This window comes from Azospirillum sp. A23, from assembly GCF_042938965.1.
In the GTDB taxonomy this organism is placed as follows: Bacteria; Pseudomonadota; Alphaproteobacteria; order Azospirillales; family Azospirillaceae; genus Azospirillum; species Azospirillum melinis.
In genome coordinates, this window is the sequence record NZ_CP170663.1 from 215,730 (window position 1) to 235,045 (window position 19,316).

Annotated in this window: 15 protein-coding genes; all 15 read right to left on the reverse strand. The window is 69.4% G+C overall.

The window, feature by feature from the left end:
- Positions 1–45: 45 nt before the first annotated feature.
- On the reverse strand, positions 46–1,719 hold the full coding sequence (locus ABNQ40_RS00880) for an ATP-binding cassette domain-containing protein (protein ID WP_109051146.1): 1,674 nt from the start codon (positions 1,717–1,719) through the stop codon (positions 46–48).
- 7 nt (positions 1,720–1,726) lie between these two features.
- On the reverse strand, positions 1,727–3,037 hold the full coding sequence (locus ABNQ40_RS00885; protein WP_109051145.1) for a prohibitin family protein: 1,311 nt from the start codon (positions 3,035–3,037) through the stop codon (positions 1,727–1,729).
- 1 nt (position 3,038) lies between these two features.
- Positions 3,039–4,805, reverse strand: coding sequence for an ATP-binding cassette domain-containing protein (locus tag ABNQ40_RS00890; protein WP_109051144.1), 1,767 nt, complete (start codon positions 4,803–4,805; stop codon positions 3,039–3,041).
- A gap of 7 nt (positions 4,806–4,812) precedes the next feature.
- The gene (locus ABNQ40_RS00895; RefSeq protein ID WP_109051143.1) at positions 4,813–5,571 is read right to left on the reverse strand and encodes an ABC transporter substrate-binding protein; all 759 of its coding nucleotides are present in this window, start codon (positions 5,569–5,571) and stop codon (positions 4,813–4,815) included.
- Positions 5,572–5,579: 8 nt separating this feature from the next.
- Positions 5,580–5,750, reverse strand: coding sequence for a hypothetical protein (locus tag ABNQ40_RS00900; protein ID WP_199235390.1), 171 nt, complete (start codon positions 5,748–5,750; stop codon positions 5,580–5,582).
- 34 nt (positions 5,751–5,784) lie between these two features.
- Positions 5,785–6,288, reverse strand: a complete 504-nt coding sequence (locus tag ABNQ40_RS00905) for a YcjF family protein (protein WP_109051142.1) — start codon at positions 6,286–6,288, stop codon at positions 5,785–5,787.
- Positions 6,289–6,678: 390 nt separating this feature from the next.
- Positions 6,679–8,652 carry a hypothetical protein gene (locus ABNQ40_RS00910; RefSeq protein WP_391345339.1) on the reverse strand — a complete coding sequence of 658 codons (1,974 nt, stop codon included), beginning with the start codon at positions 8,650–8,652 and terminating at the stop codon, positions 6,679–6,681.
- Positions 8,553–9,977 carry a type VI secretion protein IcmF/TssM N-terminal domain-containing protein gene (locus ABNQ40_RS00915; RefSeq protein ID WP_391345340.1) on the reverse strand — a complete coding sequence of 475 codons (1,425 nt, stop codon included), beginning with the start codon at positions 9,975–9,977 and terminating at the stop codon, positions 8,553–8,555. The genes ABNQ40_RS00910 and ABNQ40_RS00915 overlap by 100 nt, the downstream gene beginning before the upstream one ends.
- Complete coding sequence (locus ABNQ40_RS00920) at positions 9,965–10,729, reverse strand: DotU family type IV/VI secretion system protein (RefSeq protein WP_109051141.1); 765 nt, start codon at positions 10,727–10,729, stop codon at positions 9,965–9,967. The genes ABNQ40_RS00915 and ABNQ40_RS00920 overlap by 13 nt, the downstream gene beginning before the upstream one ends.
- Complete coding sequence (locus tag ABNQ40_RS00925; protein ID WP_109051140.1) at positions 10,726–11,199, reverse strand: hypothetical protein; 474 nt, start codon at positions 11,197–11,199, stop codon at positions 10,726–10,728. Before ABNQ40_RS00925 ends, ABNQ40_RS00920 begins: the two co-directional genes overlap by 4 nt.
- Before the next feature lie 2 nt (positions 11,200–11,201).
- Entirely contained in the window at positions 11,202–11,585 is a 384-nt protein-coding gene (locus ABNQ40_RS00930) for a hypothetical protein (RefSeq protein WP_146255513.1), read from the reverse strand.
- Positions 11,586–11,599: 14 nt separating this feature from the next.
- A complete protein-coding gene (locus ABNQ40_RS00935; protein WP_109051138.1) occupies positions 11,600–14,689 on the reverse strand; it encodes an ABC transporter substrate-binding protein in 3,090 nt (1,029 codons plus the stop codon).
- Between the two features lie 46 nt (positions 14,690–14,735).
- Positions 14,736–16,154, reverse strand: a complete 1,419-nt coding sequence (locus ABNQ40_RS00940) for an HlyD family type I secretion periplasmic adaptor subunit (protein ID WP_109051137.1) — start codon at positions 16,152–16,154, stop codon at positions 14,736–14,738.
- On the reverse strand, positions 16,151–17,833 hold the full coding sequence (locus ABNQ40_RS00945; RefSeq protein ID WP_109051136.1) for an ATP-binding cassette domain-containing protein: 1,683 nt from the start codon (positions 17,831–17,833) through the stop codon (positions 16,151–16,153). The genes ABNQ40_RS00940 and ABNQ40_RS00945 overlap by 4 nt, the downstream gene beginning before the upstream one ends.
- Positions 17,830–19,191: a TolC family protein gene (locus ABNQ40_RS00950; protein ID WP_247879949.1), complete on the reverse strand. Its 1,362-nt coding sequence runs from the start codon at positions 19,189–19,191 to the stop codon at positions 17,830–17,832. The genes ABNQ40_RS00945 and ABNQ40_RS00950 overlap by 4 nt, the downstream gene beginning before the upstream one ends.
- Positions 19,192–19,316 lie beyond the last annotated feature (125 nt).

Genomic DNA, 19,316 nt, shown 5'->3' on the forward strand with positions numbered 1-19,316 from the left:
GTCTCGCGTCTGGGTGATGGGGGCAGGGGAGGAGGTGGACCCGTCTCAGGAAGAGACGGGAAGAAGGTCGGGGGCAGGAATGCCGCCCGCGGGAACCGTGGTGATGAGCTGGCGGATGCCGCCGCGGTCGACCTGGAGCTGCACGTCGGCCGCGTCGAAATAGGCGTCGTCGTGGGTCACGGCGATCACGGTGATGCCGCGCGCCTTCATCCAGGGAATGATCTCGCGGTAGAACTTGCGCCGGAAATAGGGCGACTGGTCGGCCGCCCACTCGTCCAGCACCAGCACCGGCTTGCGCTCCAGCAGAGCGGCGATCAGGGCGAGCCGCTTCTTCTGGCCCTGCGACAGATCGACGGTGGTGAAGGCACGGCCGTCGATGGCGACCTTGTCGGACATCTCCAGCAGGTCGAGAAGCTCTTCGGCGAAGCCGTCGTCGAGCGTCGTGGCACCATAGAGCTGGCGGGTCACATGGCTGTCGGAGAAGACCACCGCGAAGCGGTCGCGATGGGCGGCAAGGCCGTCCGGCCCGACCGTCACGCCATCCACCGACAGGCTGCCGCGCTGGATCGGATAGAGCCCTAGCAGCATGTGGATCAGCGTGCTCTTGCCGGCACCGTTGTGGCCGGTGATGAAGACGACGCTGCCGCGCTCGACCGTCATGTCCACCGGGCCGACGGTAAAGGAGCCCGTGCCGTCCCGCCCGGCATGGCGGAAGGTGGCGCCTTCCAGGGAGATGGTGGAAAAGGGATCGTCCATGCCGCTGCTGCGGCCTGGAGTGACCGCCTGCGGCCCCGCCTTCAGCTCCGCTTCCACCGCCAGATAGGAGCGGGCGGCGGTCTCGGCGCTGATGTAGGACGGGTAGGAGGCGACGATGGTGATGACCGGGTAGGCGATGAAGGCGGCGGCATGGCCGGCCAGGATGACCGTGGCGATGTCGGTGTTGGTGACCGCCGGCAGCAGGAAGATGATCCCGGCCAGTGCGGCGTAATAGGTCAGCTCGCTGATGGTGAAATAGTGGCTGTACTCCGCGCCGAACCGGTGGCGTTCCTTGCGCAGGGCTTCGGCGCAGGACGTCGCGTCGGCCAGCGCGTTGGCGGCGCGGCGGCGGTTAAGCTTGCATTCGCGCAAGGTCTGCAGGATGTGGTCCGACCGTTCCGACAGGGCGCCTTCGGCCTCGTGGATCGTCTCCGACATCAGTTCCAGCCGGATGACGGAACGTCCGATCAGGATGCCGCCGACCACCAGGAAGCAGAGCACGATCAGCACCGCCGCACCCGACAGGGTGGAGAGATACAGCAGGCACAGCAGGATGGCGGCGACCGACTGGAAGCTGATGACCAGGGTCGGAACCGCCTGGGCCAGCATCTGCAGCTCCCCGCCCGCCACCTGGGCGAGGCGGGAGGAGCCGACCGCCATCGCGTCCGGCAGGTCGGCGGCCACCGCGCGGCGCAGCAGGTCGACGCGCAGCACGGCCAGGGCGGCCTGCATGCGCTTGGACGCCGCGTTCATCATCCAGCCCTGGGCGATCCGCCACAGGAAGGCCGACAGCAGGAAGACGATCAGCAGACGCTGCAGGCCCTCCGGATCGTCCAGCGCCAGCAGCGCGTCGTTCAGCGAGGTCAGCAGGGCGAGGTTGAGCGCCGCCGCCAGCACCGCCAGCAGCAGCAGCGGCTGCATGTTGCGCAGCGCCTCCCGTCTCAGAATGCGCCAGAGATCCATCGCCGCCTCACTTCGACTGGATCATGTCGAGGAGCTTGGACGGCGACACCTTCGACAGGATCGGCGCCGAGGCCGCGGTCTTGGAGCCGTCCTTCGCGGGTTCCGGCTTGGCGGTCGGAGTCGGAGCGGGGGCCGTCGGATGTCCGGCCGCGGGGGCCGATTCGCCGCCGCCGGTGTTCAGGCTGGGCATCTGACCGATGGGGGTCTGGCCCGGCGTTCCCTCTCCGCTCAGCGACGGCAGCTGCGAGACCGGCGGCACGGCGGCACTGGTGGGCACCGAGGTCAGCTTGGCGTTCGGCGAGGCCGGCGGTGCGCCCGGTGCGGCGGCGGTGGCGACCGGTGCCGGCAGGGGGTTCTGGTTGGAGGCGGCGTCGAGGATCAACGGAAGCCCGCCGCTGGCGGCGTTGCCGATCACGACGATCTTGGCGTTGGGCGAATGGGCCAGTTCCAGCGTCGCCTCGATGCCGCGCCAGCGCAGGTAATTCTCGGTCAGGTTGGCCTGCACGGTTTCCTGGAATGCGCGGATGCCCTGGCCTTCCAGCTGTTTGCGCTGGCTTTCGAACAGTTCGCGCTGGAGGCGGAACTGGTATTCCTGCGCCGCCTGGTCCTGCTGAATCTTGCGTTCGATCGACGCCATGATCGCTTCGGGCAGGGCGACGTTGCGGATCAGGATGTCCTGGATCAGCAGATAACCGGTCTTGGTCCGCCCGTCCGGCTTCGGCACATTCTCCGCGCCGATCAGCTGGGCGTACATCACGCGGTCGGCGACCTGCTCGTAGGTCTCCGTCTGCACCCGCAGGCGGCGGTGGGCATAGAGTTCGTCCGCCTTGAAGCGCGACACGATCTCTCGCGAGACGGACCCGACCTCCGGCACCAGCAGGACTTCCAGATACCGTGGGCCGACGTTCTTGTGCAGGGCGGCCAGCATCTCCGCATAGGGGCGGTAGCGGACCGTGATCTCGATGCTGACGTTCAGGCCGTCGTTGGCGATGGCCGAATAGGAGCGGGTGTCCTCCTGCAGGCGCAGGTCGTAGACCTCGATCTTGTCCCAGGGGAAGATGACATGCACGCCTTCGGCGAGCGCCGGACCCATCTGGGTGCCTTCGTGGAACCGCTTCCACAGCACGCCGCCATGGCCGGCGGGGATGAAGACGACGATGGACGGAGCGAAATAGAGGAAGATCAGGATGCCGACCAGCAGCGTGCACAGCAGGGAACGGCGGTGTTCGTCGTACCAGTGGCCCAGCAGCGCACGCAGGCGCGACTTCGGCTTCGGCAGCGCATCGGCGTCGTCGATGGTGAAGGCCTGGTCAGCCATATCAGGCGGTCTCCTGCAAGCAAGCCATGGCGGGGTCCGAAGCGGAACCCATGTCGGGTCGGGACGCGGCCGTCGCGGCCGGCATGTCCGTTGACCCGTCGATTGTTTCGGTGTTCGTCATCCGGCCATTCGTCATTCGGCCGTTGGTCATCCGGATGGTGACGTCGCAGACCGACGAGACGTCGCCGTCGTGCGACACGAAGATCACGGTGCGGCCGAGGGCCCGCAGCTTGCCGATGATCTCGTTGGTGAAGCGGGTGCGGAATTCGGCATCCTGGTCGGACGTCCATTCGTCGAGGATGACGACCGGCCGACCTTCCGCCACCGCCACCGCCAGGGCGACGCGCCGGCGCTGCCCCTTCGACAGGTCGCGGTTCAGCAGCCCGTTGCCGGTGTCCGGAACCAGATGGTCGATCTTCAGATAGGCCAGCATCTCGCGGAACAGCTCGGCATCGAAGCCGGGCCCCTGCGGCAGCCGGGTGAACAGGTGGTGGTCCTGGAACACGGCGCAGAACAGGTCGCGGTAGGCCTCCAGCCGGTCGGTCTCCACCGGCTGCCCGTCGAGCAGCACCTGCCCCTCGTCGGGGCGGAACAGCAGCGGGATGACGCGCAGCAGGGTGGACTTGCCCGACCCGTTGGAGCCGACGATGCCGACCACGCTGCCCGCCGGGATGGTCAGGTCGATGGGACCGATCACGAAGGGTTCCGGCCGCAGTCCGGCGCGGTAGGCGAAGCTGACGCCGCGCAGCTCGATGCTGGAGAAGCGGCGCGGGGCGCGGGCGGTGCGCGACGGCTCGTATTCCAGGGCCGGCATGGTGCCGAGCAGGGCCGTCAGCTGTGCCGCCGCATCCTCCGCCGCCACATAGTCGGGAACGGCGTTGAGGAATTTCGACAGCGGGCGGGCCAGGAACAGGATGACCGAGGTGACCAGCGGAAGTTCGGACACCGACATCGCGCCCATGCGCGGGAAGATGAAGACGAAGACCGCCGAGAAGCCGATGATGATCGTCGCGATCCAGGAGAACAGCTCGCCCAGATTGCGGCCATGGCGGCGCTTCAGCTCTTCCCAGCGGGCGACGTCCGCCTCCACGGCCTGGGTCAGCTCGTCGCGGCGCGCCTTGCCCAGCTTGACCTCGGCATTGCCGCCGACCAGTTCGGAGAAGCCCTGGAGCATCCGAAGCTCGGACTCCTTGGCGTCGCCGAGCAGCGAGCGGGTCCGCTGCGCCTCGCGCACGTACCAGCCGCCGACCAGCAGCGCCGCCACCAGCAGCAGCGTGGCGCCGACGGTGGACAGGGTCCACAGGTAGAGATAGGCGACCGCCGCCACCAGCATCATATTGGCGGCGATGGACAGGTTGGGCAGCAATGCTGCGATGCGCTCCAGATGATGGTTGCCGAGATCGAAGGACCGCTTGGCCTGTAAATCCAGGATGTCGGCGTGTCCGCCCAGCGTGACGTGGCGGAGGAAGCGCCGCCGCACCTCTGCCAGCGCGCTGAAGGCTGTGGTCAGCGTCAGGGAGACGAAGCGCTTGGCAAACGCGTAGGAGACCAGCAGCGACAGGCAGAAGATCAGGAAGGGGGTGTCCAGCACCTCGCCGCGCATCCAGCCGCTCAGCTCCGCGCTGAGGCTCATCAGGCTGATGAGGTTGGCGGTGGCGGCAACGCAGCCGGTGATGACCAGCCGGGTCAGGATGCTGCGGTCGGCAAGGCCTATCAGCGGCAGCAGCGAGGACGGCGGTCGGCTGGGAGGGGGCATGCGCTTGGCCATCGTCCGGTCACTCCGCCAGCCAGCCGTCGAGAATGCGGGTAATGGTTCCGTTGTCGCGCAACTTGACGAAGGCGGCCTGCAGCCGTTCCGCCTTCTCCTTGCGCGCCTTGGGCAGGGCGATGTAGCGGGGGATCAGCCCGACCGGCTTGGGCAGAACGCGCACGTCCTTCAGACGGCCGTCCTGCTTGGCCATATAGTTCAGCACATGCAGGTCGCCGACGATCACGTCCACCCGGCCGAGGATCAGGCGGCGGAAGTTGACCACGTTGCTGCTCGACGCCACCTTCTCCAGATATGTCGCCGCATCGAAGTCGGCGGCGTAGGAGAAGCCGTCGACCACGCCGATGCGGTAGGAGGTCAGATCCTCCAGCCGGTCGAAGGTGATGTTGGAGTCCTTGCGCACCATGAACACGGTTGTGCCGGTGCGGAACGGGCCGATCATGTTGTACTGCGCGAAGCGGGTCGGCGACGCGATGAACTGGAAGCCGATGTCCGCGGTGTTCTCGTCCATCGACTGGACCACCTCCGTCCAAGACAGCGGGCGATGGACCGGGGTGACGTTCAGTTCCTTCAGCAGCGCGTTGACGATCTCGGTGTCGATGCCGGTGCGGTTGCCGTTGAAGGAATAATTGTAGGGTGGGAAATGGTCCTCCGACGCGACGGTCCAATATTCGGCGCGGGCCGGAGTGCACAGCACGAGCAGCGCCAGCAGGGCCAGCAGCAGTGCCGGCAGTCGCCGAGGCGCGTTGGAAGGGAGCATGGTCATGGCTGCGGTCACGCCTTGGCCGGATTCTTGCGGCGGCCGGTGAGCAGGATCATGACGAGGAGGGCGCCGGGCGGCGTCAGAACCACCGCCAGGAAGGCGTAAAGCAGGAAGCCGCCGCGGCGGCCGATCCCCAGAAACCCGACCAGCAGGCAGAGACCGATATAGATCAGCTCGAACACGGCGATGCTTCCTTCTTTGCCCGGCGTTCAGGCGTCAGCCGGCCTTCTGGACCGGCTGCTCGTCCATCTGCGGTGCGGCGGCCGGAGCGTCGGCGGCGGCCTCACCCTTGGCGGCCTCGAACTCCTTGCGGAAATACTCGCGCATCGCATCGATGTCGAAATCCAGCAGCGTGCCGCCGGTCTCGAAATGCTGGGCGAACACCTGGCCCAGAGCCCGGGTCGCCGCCAGCGACAGCGCCGGCATCACCGCCACGCCGAGCGCGGTGCCGATGAAGGGGACGGCCTTGACGGCGGAGCCCAGGACGCTGGAGCTGAGAGCCCCCGGCATGACGCCGCCCAGCAGGGCGCCGACGATGGCGCGGGTCCGCTCCTGCGCGAACTCGACCCCATAGAGCTTGGCGAGTTTGTGGACGAGGTTCAGCTGCGCCGCGCTGACGGCGGCGACGTCGGCGCCCGGAACGGGGATCAGCCCGAAGGCGCCCGAGGCGTAGCTGTGATACTTGATCAGGTCCTGGGCGCGTTTCTTACGGTCTACCATGATCCGAAGCCTTTCTCGGGTCGGGAAGAGTTGATCTGCGGTGGAAACTTCGACACGAACCACACGTCTCCGCCTGGGCCGTGCCGCCAAGCCGAGCCTCCCGGTGGAAGGCAGCAGCCGATCGTCAATTGCAGTCACGGCGATTGACAAACGAAAGGCGTCGGCTGCTCGCGGCAGCCATAAAATTAGTTAATGATGATTAGATCGTAAGCTTGGCAGGAAATACCTGCCGGTCGGTCTATATAGGATAGTCTGTTGATACGGTTTTATTGATTAAAAACATGTTAAGTCACTATTGGGGTTATCAGGATTTTTGGAGGGACATGGATCGGTTTGCTGCGATATGTGACCAAAGATGTCATTAGCTTTTCTTGTGACTAATGATTCGCTCTACCTTGAAGGGAAGCGGGACGGCAGGTCCAAGGCTTTCACCGGCAGGGTGGATCGTGATCCGGCGGCAATGGACGCCGTCATGAACAGGACCGTATCGCGCACCGGCTCGCCGCCGATTGTCTGGGTCGGCAGGACGACGCGCAGCAGGGCACCGTCGCCGCTCGTGGAGGCCGACCGCCCCTTCAACAGCCGCAGCAATGCCCAGGGGCCGCGTTCGACCAGCGTCAGCGTATCGCCGGCCGCCGCCTCCGCTTCGCTCGCCATGGCGTTCTTCGGGCGATAGGGCGAACCGGCGGCCCAGCGGAAGCTGAGGAGCAGCGGTTGCCCCGCTTTCCAGACCAGCGCATCGGAACCGGCGGAGGCGCCGACCGCGCTGGTCCCCGACCGCACCGACCAGTCGATGATGTGCTCCGCCCCCAGTTCCTGCGCCCGGTTGGTGCCGTAGCTGAAACGGACAGTGACCGGTGCCGAACGGGAGACCGCATCGAACAGGGGACGCACCGCCTCCATTTTCTCGAGGAAGGCCGCGACGTCAGGCGTCGCCGTCTTCATGACGGCAGCCCGGCTCTCGTCGAGCTGCTCGTAGAAGCGGCGCACGTCCTTGGGATCGGCATCCGGCGCGCCGCGGGCAAGCTCCGGACGGACGAAGGGGAAGCGTCCGGCAAGCGATTGGGAGAACACTGCATCGAGCCTCGCCACCGCCGCCTCGGGCGCAGGCGTCGCGGGCGCCGCAGATTCCGGGGGGAGGGCCGGAAGGGTCGGCAATGGCGGCAACGGGGGCAGCCGGGCCGGTGGTGGAGCCTCGTAGGGCGCAGGCGGCGGGCTGGCGACCGCCACCTGCTTGGGCGGCGCGGGAACGGGTTCGGGAGCCGGCACAGGAGGGGGCGGCGTGGGGCGCTGCTCGACGACCGGCGCCACCGGAGCGGGGGCCGCGGGCTTGGCTTCGGAAGCGGCAGCTTTGGCCGGCGGCGGCTCGTCCTTGGGCTTGACCGCCACGGCAGCGACCAATTGTGCCGGCAGGGCGGCGACCGCAGGGTTCAAGGACAGCGCGCCGCCCTCGCCGCTGGTCAGCAGGCGTCCGACCGACGGGGTGTCGAGTGCCAGGACGGCGGCACGGGCCGCGGTGGCTGCGGTGGACAGTGCCTCGGTGATGCGGTCGGTGGTGTCGCGGCCGGGCAGATCGGCCATCGCCGCCTTCTGGAGCGCCAGCTTGACGGCATCCGGCAATCCGCGCGCGGGATCCTGCAAGGCGGCGGCAATCGGCCAGCCGGCGGCCTCGGTGACGGCATCGACCAGCCGGCCGAGGTCCACGACATCCTCTTCGCTCGGCGATTGCGGCAGGTCGCGCAGCCGGTCGGCCAAGGCCTGTGCCCGCAGACGCAGGGGGTTGCGGGTGTAGAGTTCCTCGGCCAGCGGAGCGGCGAGCTGCACCGATTCAGCCCGCAGGGCGACCGCGATGGTCCTGGCATCCAGGTTGGGAAGGTCGGCCCCGGCGGCAATGCGCGTGATGAAGCCGTCGGTCGCCGCGATGGGCGGGCGCGGCACGGCGTCATAGACGCTTTCGGCCAGCGCCAGCAATTCGTCGAACCCGCTGTTGCGGCGGAAGCGGTCGTAGCGCTCCAGCGCACCGCGCCGGCCGCCGATGCGGTCCAGCTGGGCGGCCAGCCGGCGGAAGGCCGGCAAATCCTCGACGCGCCGGGGATTGCTGACCGGCGGCAAATCGGTCAGGGCGGAGCTGGGCAGCAGGGCGTCGCGGATCGGCCGCAGCACCGCCCGGCGCAGGGTGACCGACGCGAGCCGGCGCTTGTCCTCGTCGACTCCGCTGAACAGCGAGGTCGGCAGCAACGGCGTCGCCAGCCGGTCGCGCTCCATCACGGCGGCGGCGGCGATAACACGGCCAACCATGGGGCCATCCACCAGGGCGTCGCGCGACAGCAGCGCCCGCCGCAGGTCGGCAACCGGGGCCGCCACCGCAGTGCTTCCGGCCGATACGCCCGCGAAGCCCTGCCAGGCGGCGACCGACAGGACCGCCACGGAGGCGGCCAGCGCGGCCTGCGCGATCCGGCGATGCCGGCGGCCTTGCAGGAAGGCGGCTTCCGACGGGCGTCCATAGCCGGGTTCGGCGAAGGCACGGCCGGGCAGCAGGTCGCGGGCAAAGGCCGGGCGGCGCCCCCCGTCGCGGTCGCACAGGCACCAGTCAGGGCGATGCCGCGCAGCGGGAAGGGCTCGGCCGCCTCGTCGCCACCCAGCGCGCCATCCAGGAACAGCGCCAGCGGATGGTGCAGCGTCTCCAGCGATGCCGGGAGAAGCGGCAGGCGCACGCAGGCGGTCCCGGCGGCGGTCACACCGGCGAGCGCGTCCGCCTCCAGCAGGGCGAGGTCGGATTGGATGGCGTCGAAGGCTTCAGCCACACGGGCGGGCTCGAAAGGCGCCAGCCAGTCATGCGGGCTGGTCCATCCCAGAACGCTGTCCAGCATGGCCGCGGGAATCGTCGCGCAGAGGTCGCCAAAGCCGTCGAGGGACTCCGCGCGCACCACCGCCACATGCACCGGGCAGACCATGCCGAGATCGTCGCGGATCGAGCGCAGCCGTGCGCGCAGGGACTCCGCCCGCCTGGCCAGCGCCCGGCGCGGTGCCTCGCGCTCCGCCGCGGCGCGCAGCTCGTCGGCGCCGACCAACAGCAGGATGCCGTCCAGCGGCCGGCGCATCGGCCGTTTGCGGATCGCCGCGACCAGCGACGGCCAGGACGAGTCCAGTTTCGTGCCATCGGCGGAATCGGCGCCGGCATGCAGGATCGCCGCCCCTTCGCAGAACCACCAGCAGCCGTTCTCGGTGTTGCCGTCTTCCGGCCAGCGCACATGGGTCGGGTCGGTGGCGAGCAGCGCCGGGCCGCCGACGCCGAAGGCGAGGAACCAGGGAATGTCGCCGCGCCGCAGGGGACCGCGCATCTGCCGGGCCAGAATGTCCAGCCCTTCATTGTAGGTGCGGGCCAGCGGTGGCTTGCCGGCGGTTGCCTTCGACGGCGGCGGCGGCTCCGCCCGGACATGGAGCGCCGAGGACGGCATGGGCTTGCGCGTCGGCGCCTTGGCGCGGACTGCGGCCTTGGCAGGCTTGCGCCCGCGGCGCAGCCGGCTGCGCAGCTTCGGCCAGACCGACCGGGCCGCCCGATAGAGGATGTAGAGAGGCAGGGCCGCCAGCAGAAACGGCAGATAGGCGAAGACGAAGGACAGGATCCAGCCGATGGCCGAACCGATGCTGGAGATCACGAGTTCAATCGTCAGGATCAGTAGGACCATGACTGCCCCATATCCTCGACCGCGGACCGGGCGCCGCGCAGGTCACGCTGAAGATCGTTGACGGCGGTGGACCACAGCAGATGGGACACCAGCAGGAACAGCGCCGCCACGCCGCCGACCGCCACCCACCAGCGCCGCGCCGACGGGCGGAAGCCGCCGACCACCGCACCCATCGGCGGATCGTAGGCGCGCCGGCTGGCGAGGCCGGCCTGCGGCTGCTCGGTTCCGCCCTCCCTGCCGGTGACGATCCGGTGCAGCGGGGAGCGTCGCGCCGCCGCCTGGGCATCGTCGGGGAAGCCGAGGGCCAGGGCCGCCAGATAAACCGCGGCAAGCCCGCGGTCGGCCTTGACGCCCTGGCGGATCAGGTCGTCGGCCTGGACGAACAGGGTTTGCAGGGTGGCGTTCGCACCGAACAGGCGGCCGGCGACGACGGCGTCGGCCGGCTTCACCTGGGCAAGCGCCCGGTCCGCCAGCATCGCCATCGCGAAGGCCGCCTTCACCACGGTGCCATGGGCGGCGGGACCCTGGGCGGTCGCCGAGGCGCTCATGCCGTGGAGCATTGCGACCAGCCGTTCGGCGACCGACCCGGCCGGGGCCTGGTCCTGTGCGCAGGCGGCCAGCAGGTCGGCGTGGAAGGCGCGGAAAAGGGCCAGGACACCCGGACCGGCGGCGCGTGCCGTATCGGCGGCAGCAGCGACGGCGGCAGCAGCGGCCGGAGGCGCGGAGGGCGAGGGGGCGGGCCGTACGGTCACGGTGCGGTGTCCTTCGGCAGCGGAGCCACGGTGAAGCCATCGCGCCCCAGCCGGATGTCGAGCGCGATCATGCCGTCCAGCGACTGGCGGTGGACCCCCGGCATGCCATAGCGCGCGAAGACGATGGTTGCGGTGGGTGTGGCGGCAAAGGGGGGAAGGCTGCGCAGGACCACGCTCTGGCCGGGAACCAGCTCCCAGGACGCGATGGCGATCCGCCCGGCAGCCTCGCCGTTCAGGGCCGCCCGCTCGCGGAACCAGCTTGCGGCGTCGAGCGAGCCGACCCGGCGCGCCAGGGCGCCGTCGGCCACCCGGACCACGTCGACGGCCACCGGACGCCGGCCGTTGGCCTCGGCATCGGCGACGATGCGGAGCACCGGGGCCGGATCCGTCCCGCCATCCGTGACGCGCATGGACCCGTCGGCGGCGCAGCCGGCGAGCAGCAGGGCGATTGTCAGAGCCGTGCGCTTCATGGTCAGCCGCCCGCCCCACCGGCGCAGACATAGCCGGCCGGCGTGTGGCGGTACCAGTTGCCTGCCGCCCCGGTGCAGGGGGTCAGCACCCGGTCGTTCTGCTGCGGGGCGGCCGGTTCTGCTGCCGGAGCCGGCGCGGCGCCGTCGGCAGCCCGGCCCGTCACGGGGCGGTTGGCGAGGGCGAAGGACTCCTCGTCCTCCTCGACGATCATCACGTAGCGGGTGCGCTTGGACGGGTAGCGGATGCCGACGTCGTAATCGCCGTCGCCCACCCGCTCCAGGATCGCGGCGGACTTTTCGCTGCCGAAGGGGGCGCAGGCTGAACCGGCGAGCAGGACCGGCAGCAGCATCGTCGCAGTGACGCAGCGGCGGAGGGGGCGTGTCATCGGGATGCTCCTGCTCATGCCGGAACGGTCGCGTGCGGGATGGCTGCGGTGACGACCGCGGCGGCGGCGCCCGCCTCCAACAGGTCGGGCGGGGTCGGGTCGATGCCGGCGTCGGCCAGCGTCCGGTAGACGGACCGCCAGACCAGTTCGGGCACGGCGAAGCTGGCCTCGTGATCCTTGACGCAGAAGAACAGGTTGTACTTGCACAGCCACTGTCCGTTGACGGCGCGGAAGCCGTCATAGCGGACGAAGGGCAGCCCGCCGGTGTCGCTCGGCATTACCCGGTCGGTGGCGCGCAGCGCCGTGGTCAGCAGCCCCCCCATGTGGCCGGGGTCGATGCTGGCGTCGGCGAAATATTCCAGCTTCATCGAAACGCGCTCGACCGAGCTGAAATTGACCACGGTCGCTTCCGACACTTTGGCGTTCGGCATCGCGACGATGAAGCCGGCGACGTTGCGCACCCGCACCGTCCGCCACGTCATGTCGACCACGACGCCGCGGACGACGTCGGTGATCTGGATGCTGTCGCCGATCTGGAACGGCCGTTCGATGTTGAGGATGATGCCGGAGAAGACGTTGGCGATGTTGGCCTGGATGGCGAGGCCGATGACCATGCCGACGAGGCCGGAGGCCGCCAGCAGGCTGGTGATCGGCTGCTTCAGCACGAAGGCCATGATGCCGCAGCCGGCGAAGCCGAAGACGATCAGGGTGGAGAAGCGGCGGACGATGGCCGGGATGCGGCGCTGGGTGCGGATCTCCAGCGGGGTCCAGACGAAGCGTTCCATCGTGCGGTCGACCAGGATGGCCGGCACGATCCACCACAGCACGTTGATGCCGTTCACCACCATGGCGATGCCGCTTGCCGGCAGCGTCGCCACCGCTTGGTCCAGCACGATGTTGCCGGCCGACATCAGCAGGAGCGGCCAGGACAGGATGCGCATGAACAGCGTCTGGATCTTCCAGAACTGGCCGCGGTCGCGCCGGTCCATGAATGCTGCGAAGACCGCCAGAACCGCGCTGAAGATGGCGATGTAGACGAAGAAGTCGCGGTGGATGAAATCGCGCGCCGCAGGCGCGTCCGGCGTCGCCACCACGCCGAAATCGACGCGGGAGAAGTCCGGCTGCGGCCGGCCGAAGCCGACATAGTTGGGATCGCCCTCGCTGCTGACGCTGGTGACGTCCTGGGAGATCCAGGCGCGCGACAGCCGCCAGCCCGGCGACGGGGCCAGCACCCGCTTGGCGCGCAGCTGGTCGAGCAGGGTGGAGCTTTCGCTCTCCCCTTCCAGCGCCCGGCGGAAGCGGTCGGCGAGGCTGAGGTCGGCGGCCGACGCGGTTTCCGCCGCGGCCATCGCCTTCAGCTTTTCCACGAAGTCGTTGGTGTTCACCAGCGACATGCCGAGCACGTCGGTGACGAACATCACCGTGTTGCGGTTCTGCGTCCGGTGGCGGAAGCTGACGCCGACGGAATGGCTGCCGTAGGGCGGCCGCTGGTCGGAGAAGTTCAGCGAGAAGCGCCCCTCGATCCGGTAGGCGACGTAGGTGGTGACCTCGCCGCGCTCCTCGCGGTAGGGCTTGCCGAGTTCCACCGGCTTGACCGCGTTGGTGAAGACGACGTCGGCCGGGTTGAAGGCGCCGCGGTAGCGGAACCAGATGGTCAGGTTCAGCGTCGCTTCGTTGGCGTCCGGGTTGAGGTCGCGGATCTCGTGCAGCTGGACGCCGGTGTAGATGACGTCCGTCTTGTACATGAAGCGGTCGTTGACGTAGAGCGCCCGCCCGCGCTGCACCTCTTCCAGGAAGTTGGAGACGCCGGCCTCGCGGATCGGTTGCAGCTGGGTCAGCGCCGCCACCGGGTTCAGGCCGTTGTAGGTCGCCATCATCACCGGCAGCGTCGCCTGCCCGCGGGCGTCGAAGGTCCAGGTTCCGGCAGTCGACTGAACCGCGGTCTCGGCACGGTCGTGGCCGGCGATGGCGAGACGGAGCGCGTCCCCATCGGGCTTGCCGGTGCCGGCGGGGGAAGCGGCGATGGCGCCGGCGATCAGATCGACGCCGTCGGCGCCCAGCGCCGCCGCCCAGTCGGGCACGGCGTTGAAGCGCTTGACATATTGGCCGTAGAAGCGCTGCGCCCGCTCGTTCGCCGTGTCGAACAGCACGGGCGAGGCGACCAGCAGGCCATGGCCGTAGGCCTCCGGCGTCAATGCCTTGGGGTTCGCCTGGGTCTGGGCGACGATCTCGGTGCGGAAGGCGGCGGTCGCCATCTCCGAGCTGCCGGCGATCAGGTTGCGCACGCCGACGTCGCGCAAGGCGACCACCACGCGCGCACTGTCCACCGCCGAGCCGATGACGACGATGGCGCCGGTCGGCATCCGCTCCTTCACCGCCTGGGCGAGCGCCGGCAGGGCGCCGGCCCCGCCGCGTCCGGGGGCGTAGGTCCACTGGTTGACCAGCTTGGTGCCGAAGCGCTGGAGGATGCTGTCGAACTGGCCGGCAAGCGACGCCGCCTGCTCGCTGTCCTCGCGGATGATGGCGACGGTCGGCTCGCCCACCACGTTGCGGACATAGTTGGCGAGGAAGCGGATTTCGTGGGTACGGTCGAAGCCGATGCTGAACAGCCACGGGCTGGGCGCGCCGTCCGTCGGGCGGACCAGCGGGCGCGGCGCGATCAGCGGGATCTTCTTCTGGGCATAGATGGCGGCGGCGCTGTCGGTGGCGTCCGGCGTGTGGCCGACCACCGCGACGATTGCCGGGTCGTTGGCGATGCGCCGGGCGATCTCCAGCGACTTGCCCTTGTCGCCCTCGTCGTCGAAGGGCCTGACCTCGACCGGGCGTCCGCCGATGCCTCCGGCCGCGTTGATGGTGTCGGCCCGCAGTGCCGCGCCCTTGCGCAGAGCCAGTCCGAGCGCCGCGTCCGGTCCGCTCAGCGGTCCCACCACGGCGAGCGCCAGCGGCTCCCCGGCGCGTTCCCCGAGGAAGCCGGCCCGCACCACCAGCGACACCAGAACGGTGACCAGCATCGCCGCCGCCAGGATCAGGGCGAAGCGCGCCTTCTTGGTCATGTGCGACCAGCGCAGCGGCTGCCGGGAACGGGGCTGGAGCGAACTCAGCATCGGGGGATCCTCGGGGGAGGGATAAGTCTCGTGATCGCAGCCATCCTCACCGCTCCTGCATCGCATGCTGGAGGCCGTTGAGGACCGGCGAGAAGACGTAGTCGAGGATCGTGCGGCGCCCGGTCAGGATGCTGCAGGTCACCCGCACGCCGGGGAACAGCTCGTAGGTCTTGCCGCCATAGTCGAAGCGCGTCACCGGCAGTTCGACGCGGACCTTGTAGTAGGACTGCTTGTTGGCATCGAGCAGCGTGTCGGGGCTGATCGTCCGCACCCGCCCCTCGATATGGCCGAAGCGCGAGGCGTCGCTGCCGGCCAGCGTCACCACCACCGGCTGGTCGGCGCGGACATAGCCGATGTCCTGCACCGGCAGGCGGGCGTCCACCACCAGATTGCCGTCGCGCGGCACCAGCTCCACCACCGTCTCGCCGGCCTTGACGACGGCGCCCTTGGTCGAGACGGCCAGCGTCTTGACGATGCCGTCCATCGGCGCCCGCATGCTGGAGCGGTCCAGGCTGTCCTGATAACGGGTCAGGCGCTGCGACAGTTCGTTGTGGTTGCGCCGCGCCTCGTCCAGGGCGTTGCGGCCCTCTTCCTCGTACTTGCGGCCGATCCACACCAGCTTGCTGCGCGCCTCCGCCAGGGCCGCTTCGGCCTGGGCCAAAGTGGCGCGGTCCTCGGCGATGGAGCCGGTGATGCGGGCGTCGTCGCGCAGAAGCTCCAGATGCTTCATGCGGTTGGTGATCTCGCGCTTCAGCAGGCTTTCGCTGATGGACAGCTGTTCGCGGATCAGCCCCTGCGCCACCTGGGAGCCGGAGATGCGCGCCCGGACGGCGGCCATCTGCTGCTCGCGCTGGATGATGTCCTGGCGCTGGATGTCGATGTCGGAGGCCAGCCGGTCGCGCCGGGCGCGGAACAGGTCCCGGGTCTGCGCCACCAGATCCGGCCGCTCGCGGGTCAGCGTCTCGGGAAAGTCGATGCTGTCGCGCCGCGTGACTTCGGCCTCCAACCGGGCGATGTCGGCGGAGAGCGAGCCGAGGCGCAGGCGCAGCTCTTCCAGATCGGCGCGGGTCTTGGTCTGGTCCAGTTCGACCAGCACCTGCCCGGCCTTCACCGAATCGCCTTCCTGCACCAGGATGTCGCGGACGATGCCGCCTTCGAAATGCTGGACCGACTGGTTGTAGGCCAGCGGCACAACGTCGCCGGGCGCGCTGCTGGAGACGTTCAGTTCGGCGATGGAGGCCCAGCCCACCGCGGCGAGGAAGGCGGCGATGCCGACGGCGAACAGGCCGTCGCCGAAGCGGCTTTCGGTCTCCGGCGCTGTGGCGGTGGCGAAGGGCAGTGCCGGTGCCGCCGCACCGCCCAGGGGGAGGCCGGGTGGAAGGCCGGGTGGAAGGCCAGAGGCCAGGGCAGAGGGCAGGGTGGGGCTGGCGGCCCGCTTGCGGGTCAGCAGGGGAAGCGGCTTCATGATGCCACCAGTCCGGCCGGGTCACGGCTCATGGCCAAATCCTGCGACTGATCGAGGTCGAGCACCAGGGAGGCGCCCTGGAGGATGCGCGGATCGTGCGAGGCGATGACCACCGTGTGGCCGGCGCGCGCCAGTTCGATCAGCGTGCGGTAGACGACGGCGGTGCCTTCGGCGTCCAGACCGTCGGTCGGCTCGTCCAGCAGGATCAGCCGGCCGCCGACCGCCAGCGCACGGGCGAGCGCCAGCCGGCGCCGGTGCCCGACCGGCAGCTCCTGGCCGAAATTGCGCAGCGGCGTGTCAAGCCCCTGGGCGCAGTCGGCCACCGCGCGCTCGGCGCCGGCGCGGTGCAGGACGGCCTGCAAGTCCGTTTCCGACAGGCGCGGGTTGGCGAGCAGCAGGTTCTCCCGGATGGTCCGGTTGAGGAAGACGGGCTCCTGCGGCAGATAGCCGGTCTGCTGGCGCCACCAGAGGGGGGCGAATTTGCGGATGTCGACGCCGTCGGCCAGGACGGCCCCCTCCTGCGGATCGACAAGCCCGGCGATCAGGCGGATCAGCGTCGATTTGCCCGAGCCGTTCCGCCCCTTCAGCACCAGGATGTTGCCGGCGGGAACCGACAGCGACAGGCGGCGCAGCAGCGGGGTGACCGCGCCGGCCGGGGTGTAGGTCAGGTCGCGCAGTTCCAGCGTGCCGTTATAGCGGGGCAGGCTGGTGCCGGTCGGCGGCTCCACCGCCGTGCGGGCGAACTGCTCCAACCGGCTCTGCGCCTGCCGGGCCATCGCCAGCGATTCTCCGATCTGCGCCAGTCGGGTGAAGGGAGCCAGCGCCCGGCCGACCAGCAGGTTGACGCCGATCAGCGAGCCGACATCCAGCTCGCCGCGCACCACCAGCACGGCCCCTGTGGCGATGACCGCCACGCCCTGGAGCGCCTGGAGGCTCTGCGCCATCGACTGGGCACGGCCCTGGCGCATCGACATGCGCTCGCGCAGGGTCCGGAGCGTTTTCGCTGCGCGCTGCCAGTCGCCCAGCAGCGGCTTGGCGCCGCCGAACAAAGCCGCCGCGTCGCGGCCGACGATGGCCGAGGTGACAAGACCCTGCGCATCGGCGCCGGCCTGGGCCAGATCGCGGCCGACCGCCCGCATGTCGGCCTGGGCCAGCAGGCCGGCGGCAATCGACAGCAGGGTGAACAGCACGCAGATCGCCGCCAGCGGCCAGGAGACCAGCGCCACCACGAGGATGAAGCCCAGCGCGAAAGGCAGGTCGAACAGCGTCGCCAGATTGGCGGAGCCGAGCGCCGCGTCGATCTGCTCGGGTGCCCGCATCGCCTCGCGCCGGGCGGCGTCGCCCTCCGCCGAGCCGGCGCCGCTGCGCGCGGTCAGCAGGATGCCGAAGGCGCCGGTCGCCAGACGGTCATGCTCGGCGCGGCCGATGCGGCCGGCGATGCCGAGGCGGACATGGCGGAACAGATGTTCGAAGGCGATGGACAGCACGACCCCGACGGTCAGCGCCGCCAGCGTCGAATCGACGCCGTGCGTCACATACCGGTTCAGCACCAGCATGGTGTAGAAGGACGAGGCGAGGCCGAGCAGGTTCGCCGCGAGCGAAGCCGCGAAGACGCGGGTCGTCAGCCGCAGGTTGGAGCGCAGCCGCAGGAGCAGCAGTCCGATGGCGCCGCCGGTCATTGCTGGTCTCCCTTCCCACGCTTGCGCTTGGTGTCTCTGTTGGCGGGAGGTGATGGCTCGGTCTTGCCTGGGCCGTCGAACAGGCCGCGGCCCATCGCCGCCAGCTTCGGCATCGGCTTGGTCTGGATATCGGCGGCAGTCAGACGCCCCATGGCGGCGAGCAGGCGGTATCCGGCGAGAACCAGTTCCGTCTCCGCCGCGGCGGCATCGCTGCGCGCGTTGATCAGCGTCGTCTCGCCCGACAGGATGTCGATGAGCGACCGCGAGCCCAATTCGCGCTCCGCCCGCGCCACGTCGAGGAAGCCGGCGGCGAGGCTGGCCTGATCGTTCAGCAGCTTCACCTGCGACCGCGCGCTCTCCAGCCGGTTCCAGCTGTTGCGGACGGTTTCCAGCACCGTGCGTTCCTGGTCGGCCCAGTTGGCGTCGGCGGCGCGCAGGTCGGCCTCGGCGAGGCGGACGCTGTTGATCGCGGTCAGGCCGGTGTTCAGCGAGAAGGTGACCTGCAGCTTGAACAACAGCTCGTCCTGCCGCCCCGGCTGGCCGGCGACGTCGCTCTTGATGTTGCGCTCGACATAGCCTTCCACCCGCGGATAGAGGGTGCGGCCGCGCACCGACGCCACAGCCTCCTGGGCGGCGGCCGTGGTCAGGGCCAGTTCCTGAAGGCGCGGGTTGTGGCGGCGCGCCTCGTCCACCGCCGCATCCATCGACAGCGGCAGCGCGGCCTTGGTCATCGCCAGCACTTCGGCGCCGTCGAGCTGGAAGGGCACATGGCCGAAATAGGCCTGGAAGCGGCTGAGGGCGGTCTGCATCGCCTCCTCCGCCGCGACACGGCGGGCCTGGGCGCCGGCAAGCTGGCTCTTGGCCTGTAGAACGTCGGTGGAGAAGCCGTAGCCTTCCTGGAGACGAACCTCTTCCAGGCCGGTCTGCCGACGGATGTTGTCTTCCGACTGGCGGGAGAAGACGAGCAGACGGTGGGCGCGGACAAGGGTGGCGTAGGCGCTCAATCCTTCCACCAGCAGTTCCTGGCGGGTGCGCTCCACGGCGATGTCGGCGCGGACCACGGAGACCTGCGCCCGCCGGATGTCGGCGTTGGTCGCGTCGAAATCCCAGATCAGCTGGGTCGCGCGCACCGACAGCTGCTTGGCGTTCAGGTCGGTGTTGGGAAGGCCGGCAGGCTTGTTGGTGGTCTCGCGTCCACCATTGGCGGACAGGCTGAGCGTCGGGTACCAGCCGCCATGGCTGATCCGCAGCGCATTGCGGGCGGACTCGGCCGCAGCCTCTGCCCCCCTTAGCCGGTCATGGGTTTCCGTCGCCTTGCCGATCAGGGAAACCACGTCCTCGCGCGGAGACGCAAGCACAGGCTGCGCACCCCAGGCGATCAGCGGAAGCAAGACCGCAGCAGAAATGAAGGATTTACGCATGGGGGTCCTGGGGCTCGCCATCGACCAAAGCTTACGGGCTTGCGACAATGGCGAACATAGCC

What these genes read in the sequence shown, in the direction of transcription:
- ABNQ40_RS00905 (WP_109051142.1), bottom strand. Translation starts at nt 6,288, where the DNA reads ATGGTAGACCGTAAGAAACGCGCCCAGGACCTGATCAAGTATCACAGC.
- ABNQ40_RS00890 (WP_109051144.1), bottom strand. Translation starts at nt 4,805, where the DNA reads ATGGCCAAGCGCATGCCCCCTCCCAGCCGACCGCCGTCCTCGCTGCTG.
- ABNQ40_RS00880 (WP_109051146.1), bottom strand. Translation starts at nt 1,719, where the DNA reads ATGGATCTCTGGCGCATTCTGAGACGGGAGGCGCTGCGCAACATGCAG.
- ABNQ40_RS00895 (WP_109051143.1), bottom strand. Translation starts at nt 5,571, where the DNA reads ATGACCATGCTCCCTTCCAACGCGCCTCGGCGACTGCCGGCACTGCTG.
- ABNQ40_RS00935 (WP_109051138.1), bottom strand. Translation starts at nt 14,689, where the DNA reads ATGCTGAGTTCGCTCCAGCCCCGTTCCCGGCAGCCGCTGCGCTGGTCG.
- ABNQ40_RS00885 (WP_109051145.1), bottom strand. Translation starts at nt 3,037, where the DNA reads ATGGCTGACCAGGCCTTCACCATCGACGACGCCGATGCGCTGCCGAAG.
- ABNQ40_RS00930 (WP_146255513.1), bottom strand. Translation starts at nt 11,585, where the DNA reads ATGACACGCCCCCTCCGCCGCTGCGTCACTGCGACGATGCTGCTGCCG.
- ABNQ40_RS00945 (WP_109051136.1), bottom strand. Translation starts at nt 17,833, where the DNA reads ATGACCGGCGGCGCCATCGGACTGCTGCTCCTGCGGCTGCGCTCCAAC.
- ABNQ40_RS00925 (WP_109051140.1), bottom strand. Translation starts at nt 11,199, where the DNA reads ATGAAGCGCACGGCTCTGACAATCGCCCTGCTGCTCGCCGGCTGCGCC.
- ABNQ40_RS00915 (WP_391345340.1), bottom strand. Translation starts at nt 9,977, where the DNA reads ATGGTCCTACTGATCCTGACGATTGAACTCGTGATCTCCAGCATCGGT.
- ABNQ40_RS00940 (WP_109051137.1), bottom strand. Translation starts at nt 16,154, where the DNA reads ATGAAGCCGCTTCCCCTGCTGACCCGCAAGCGGGCCGCCAGCCCCACC.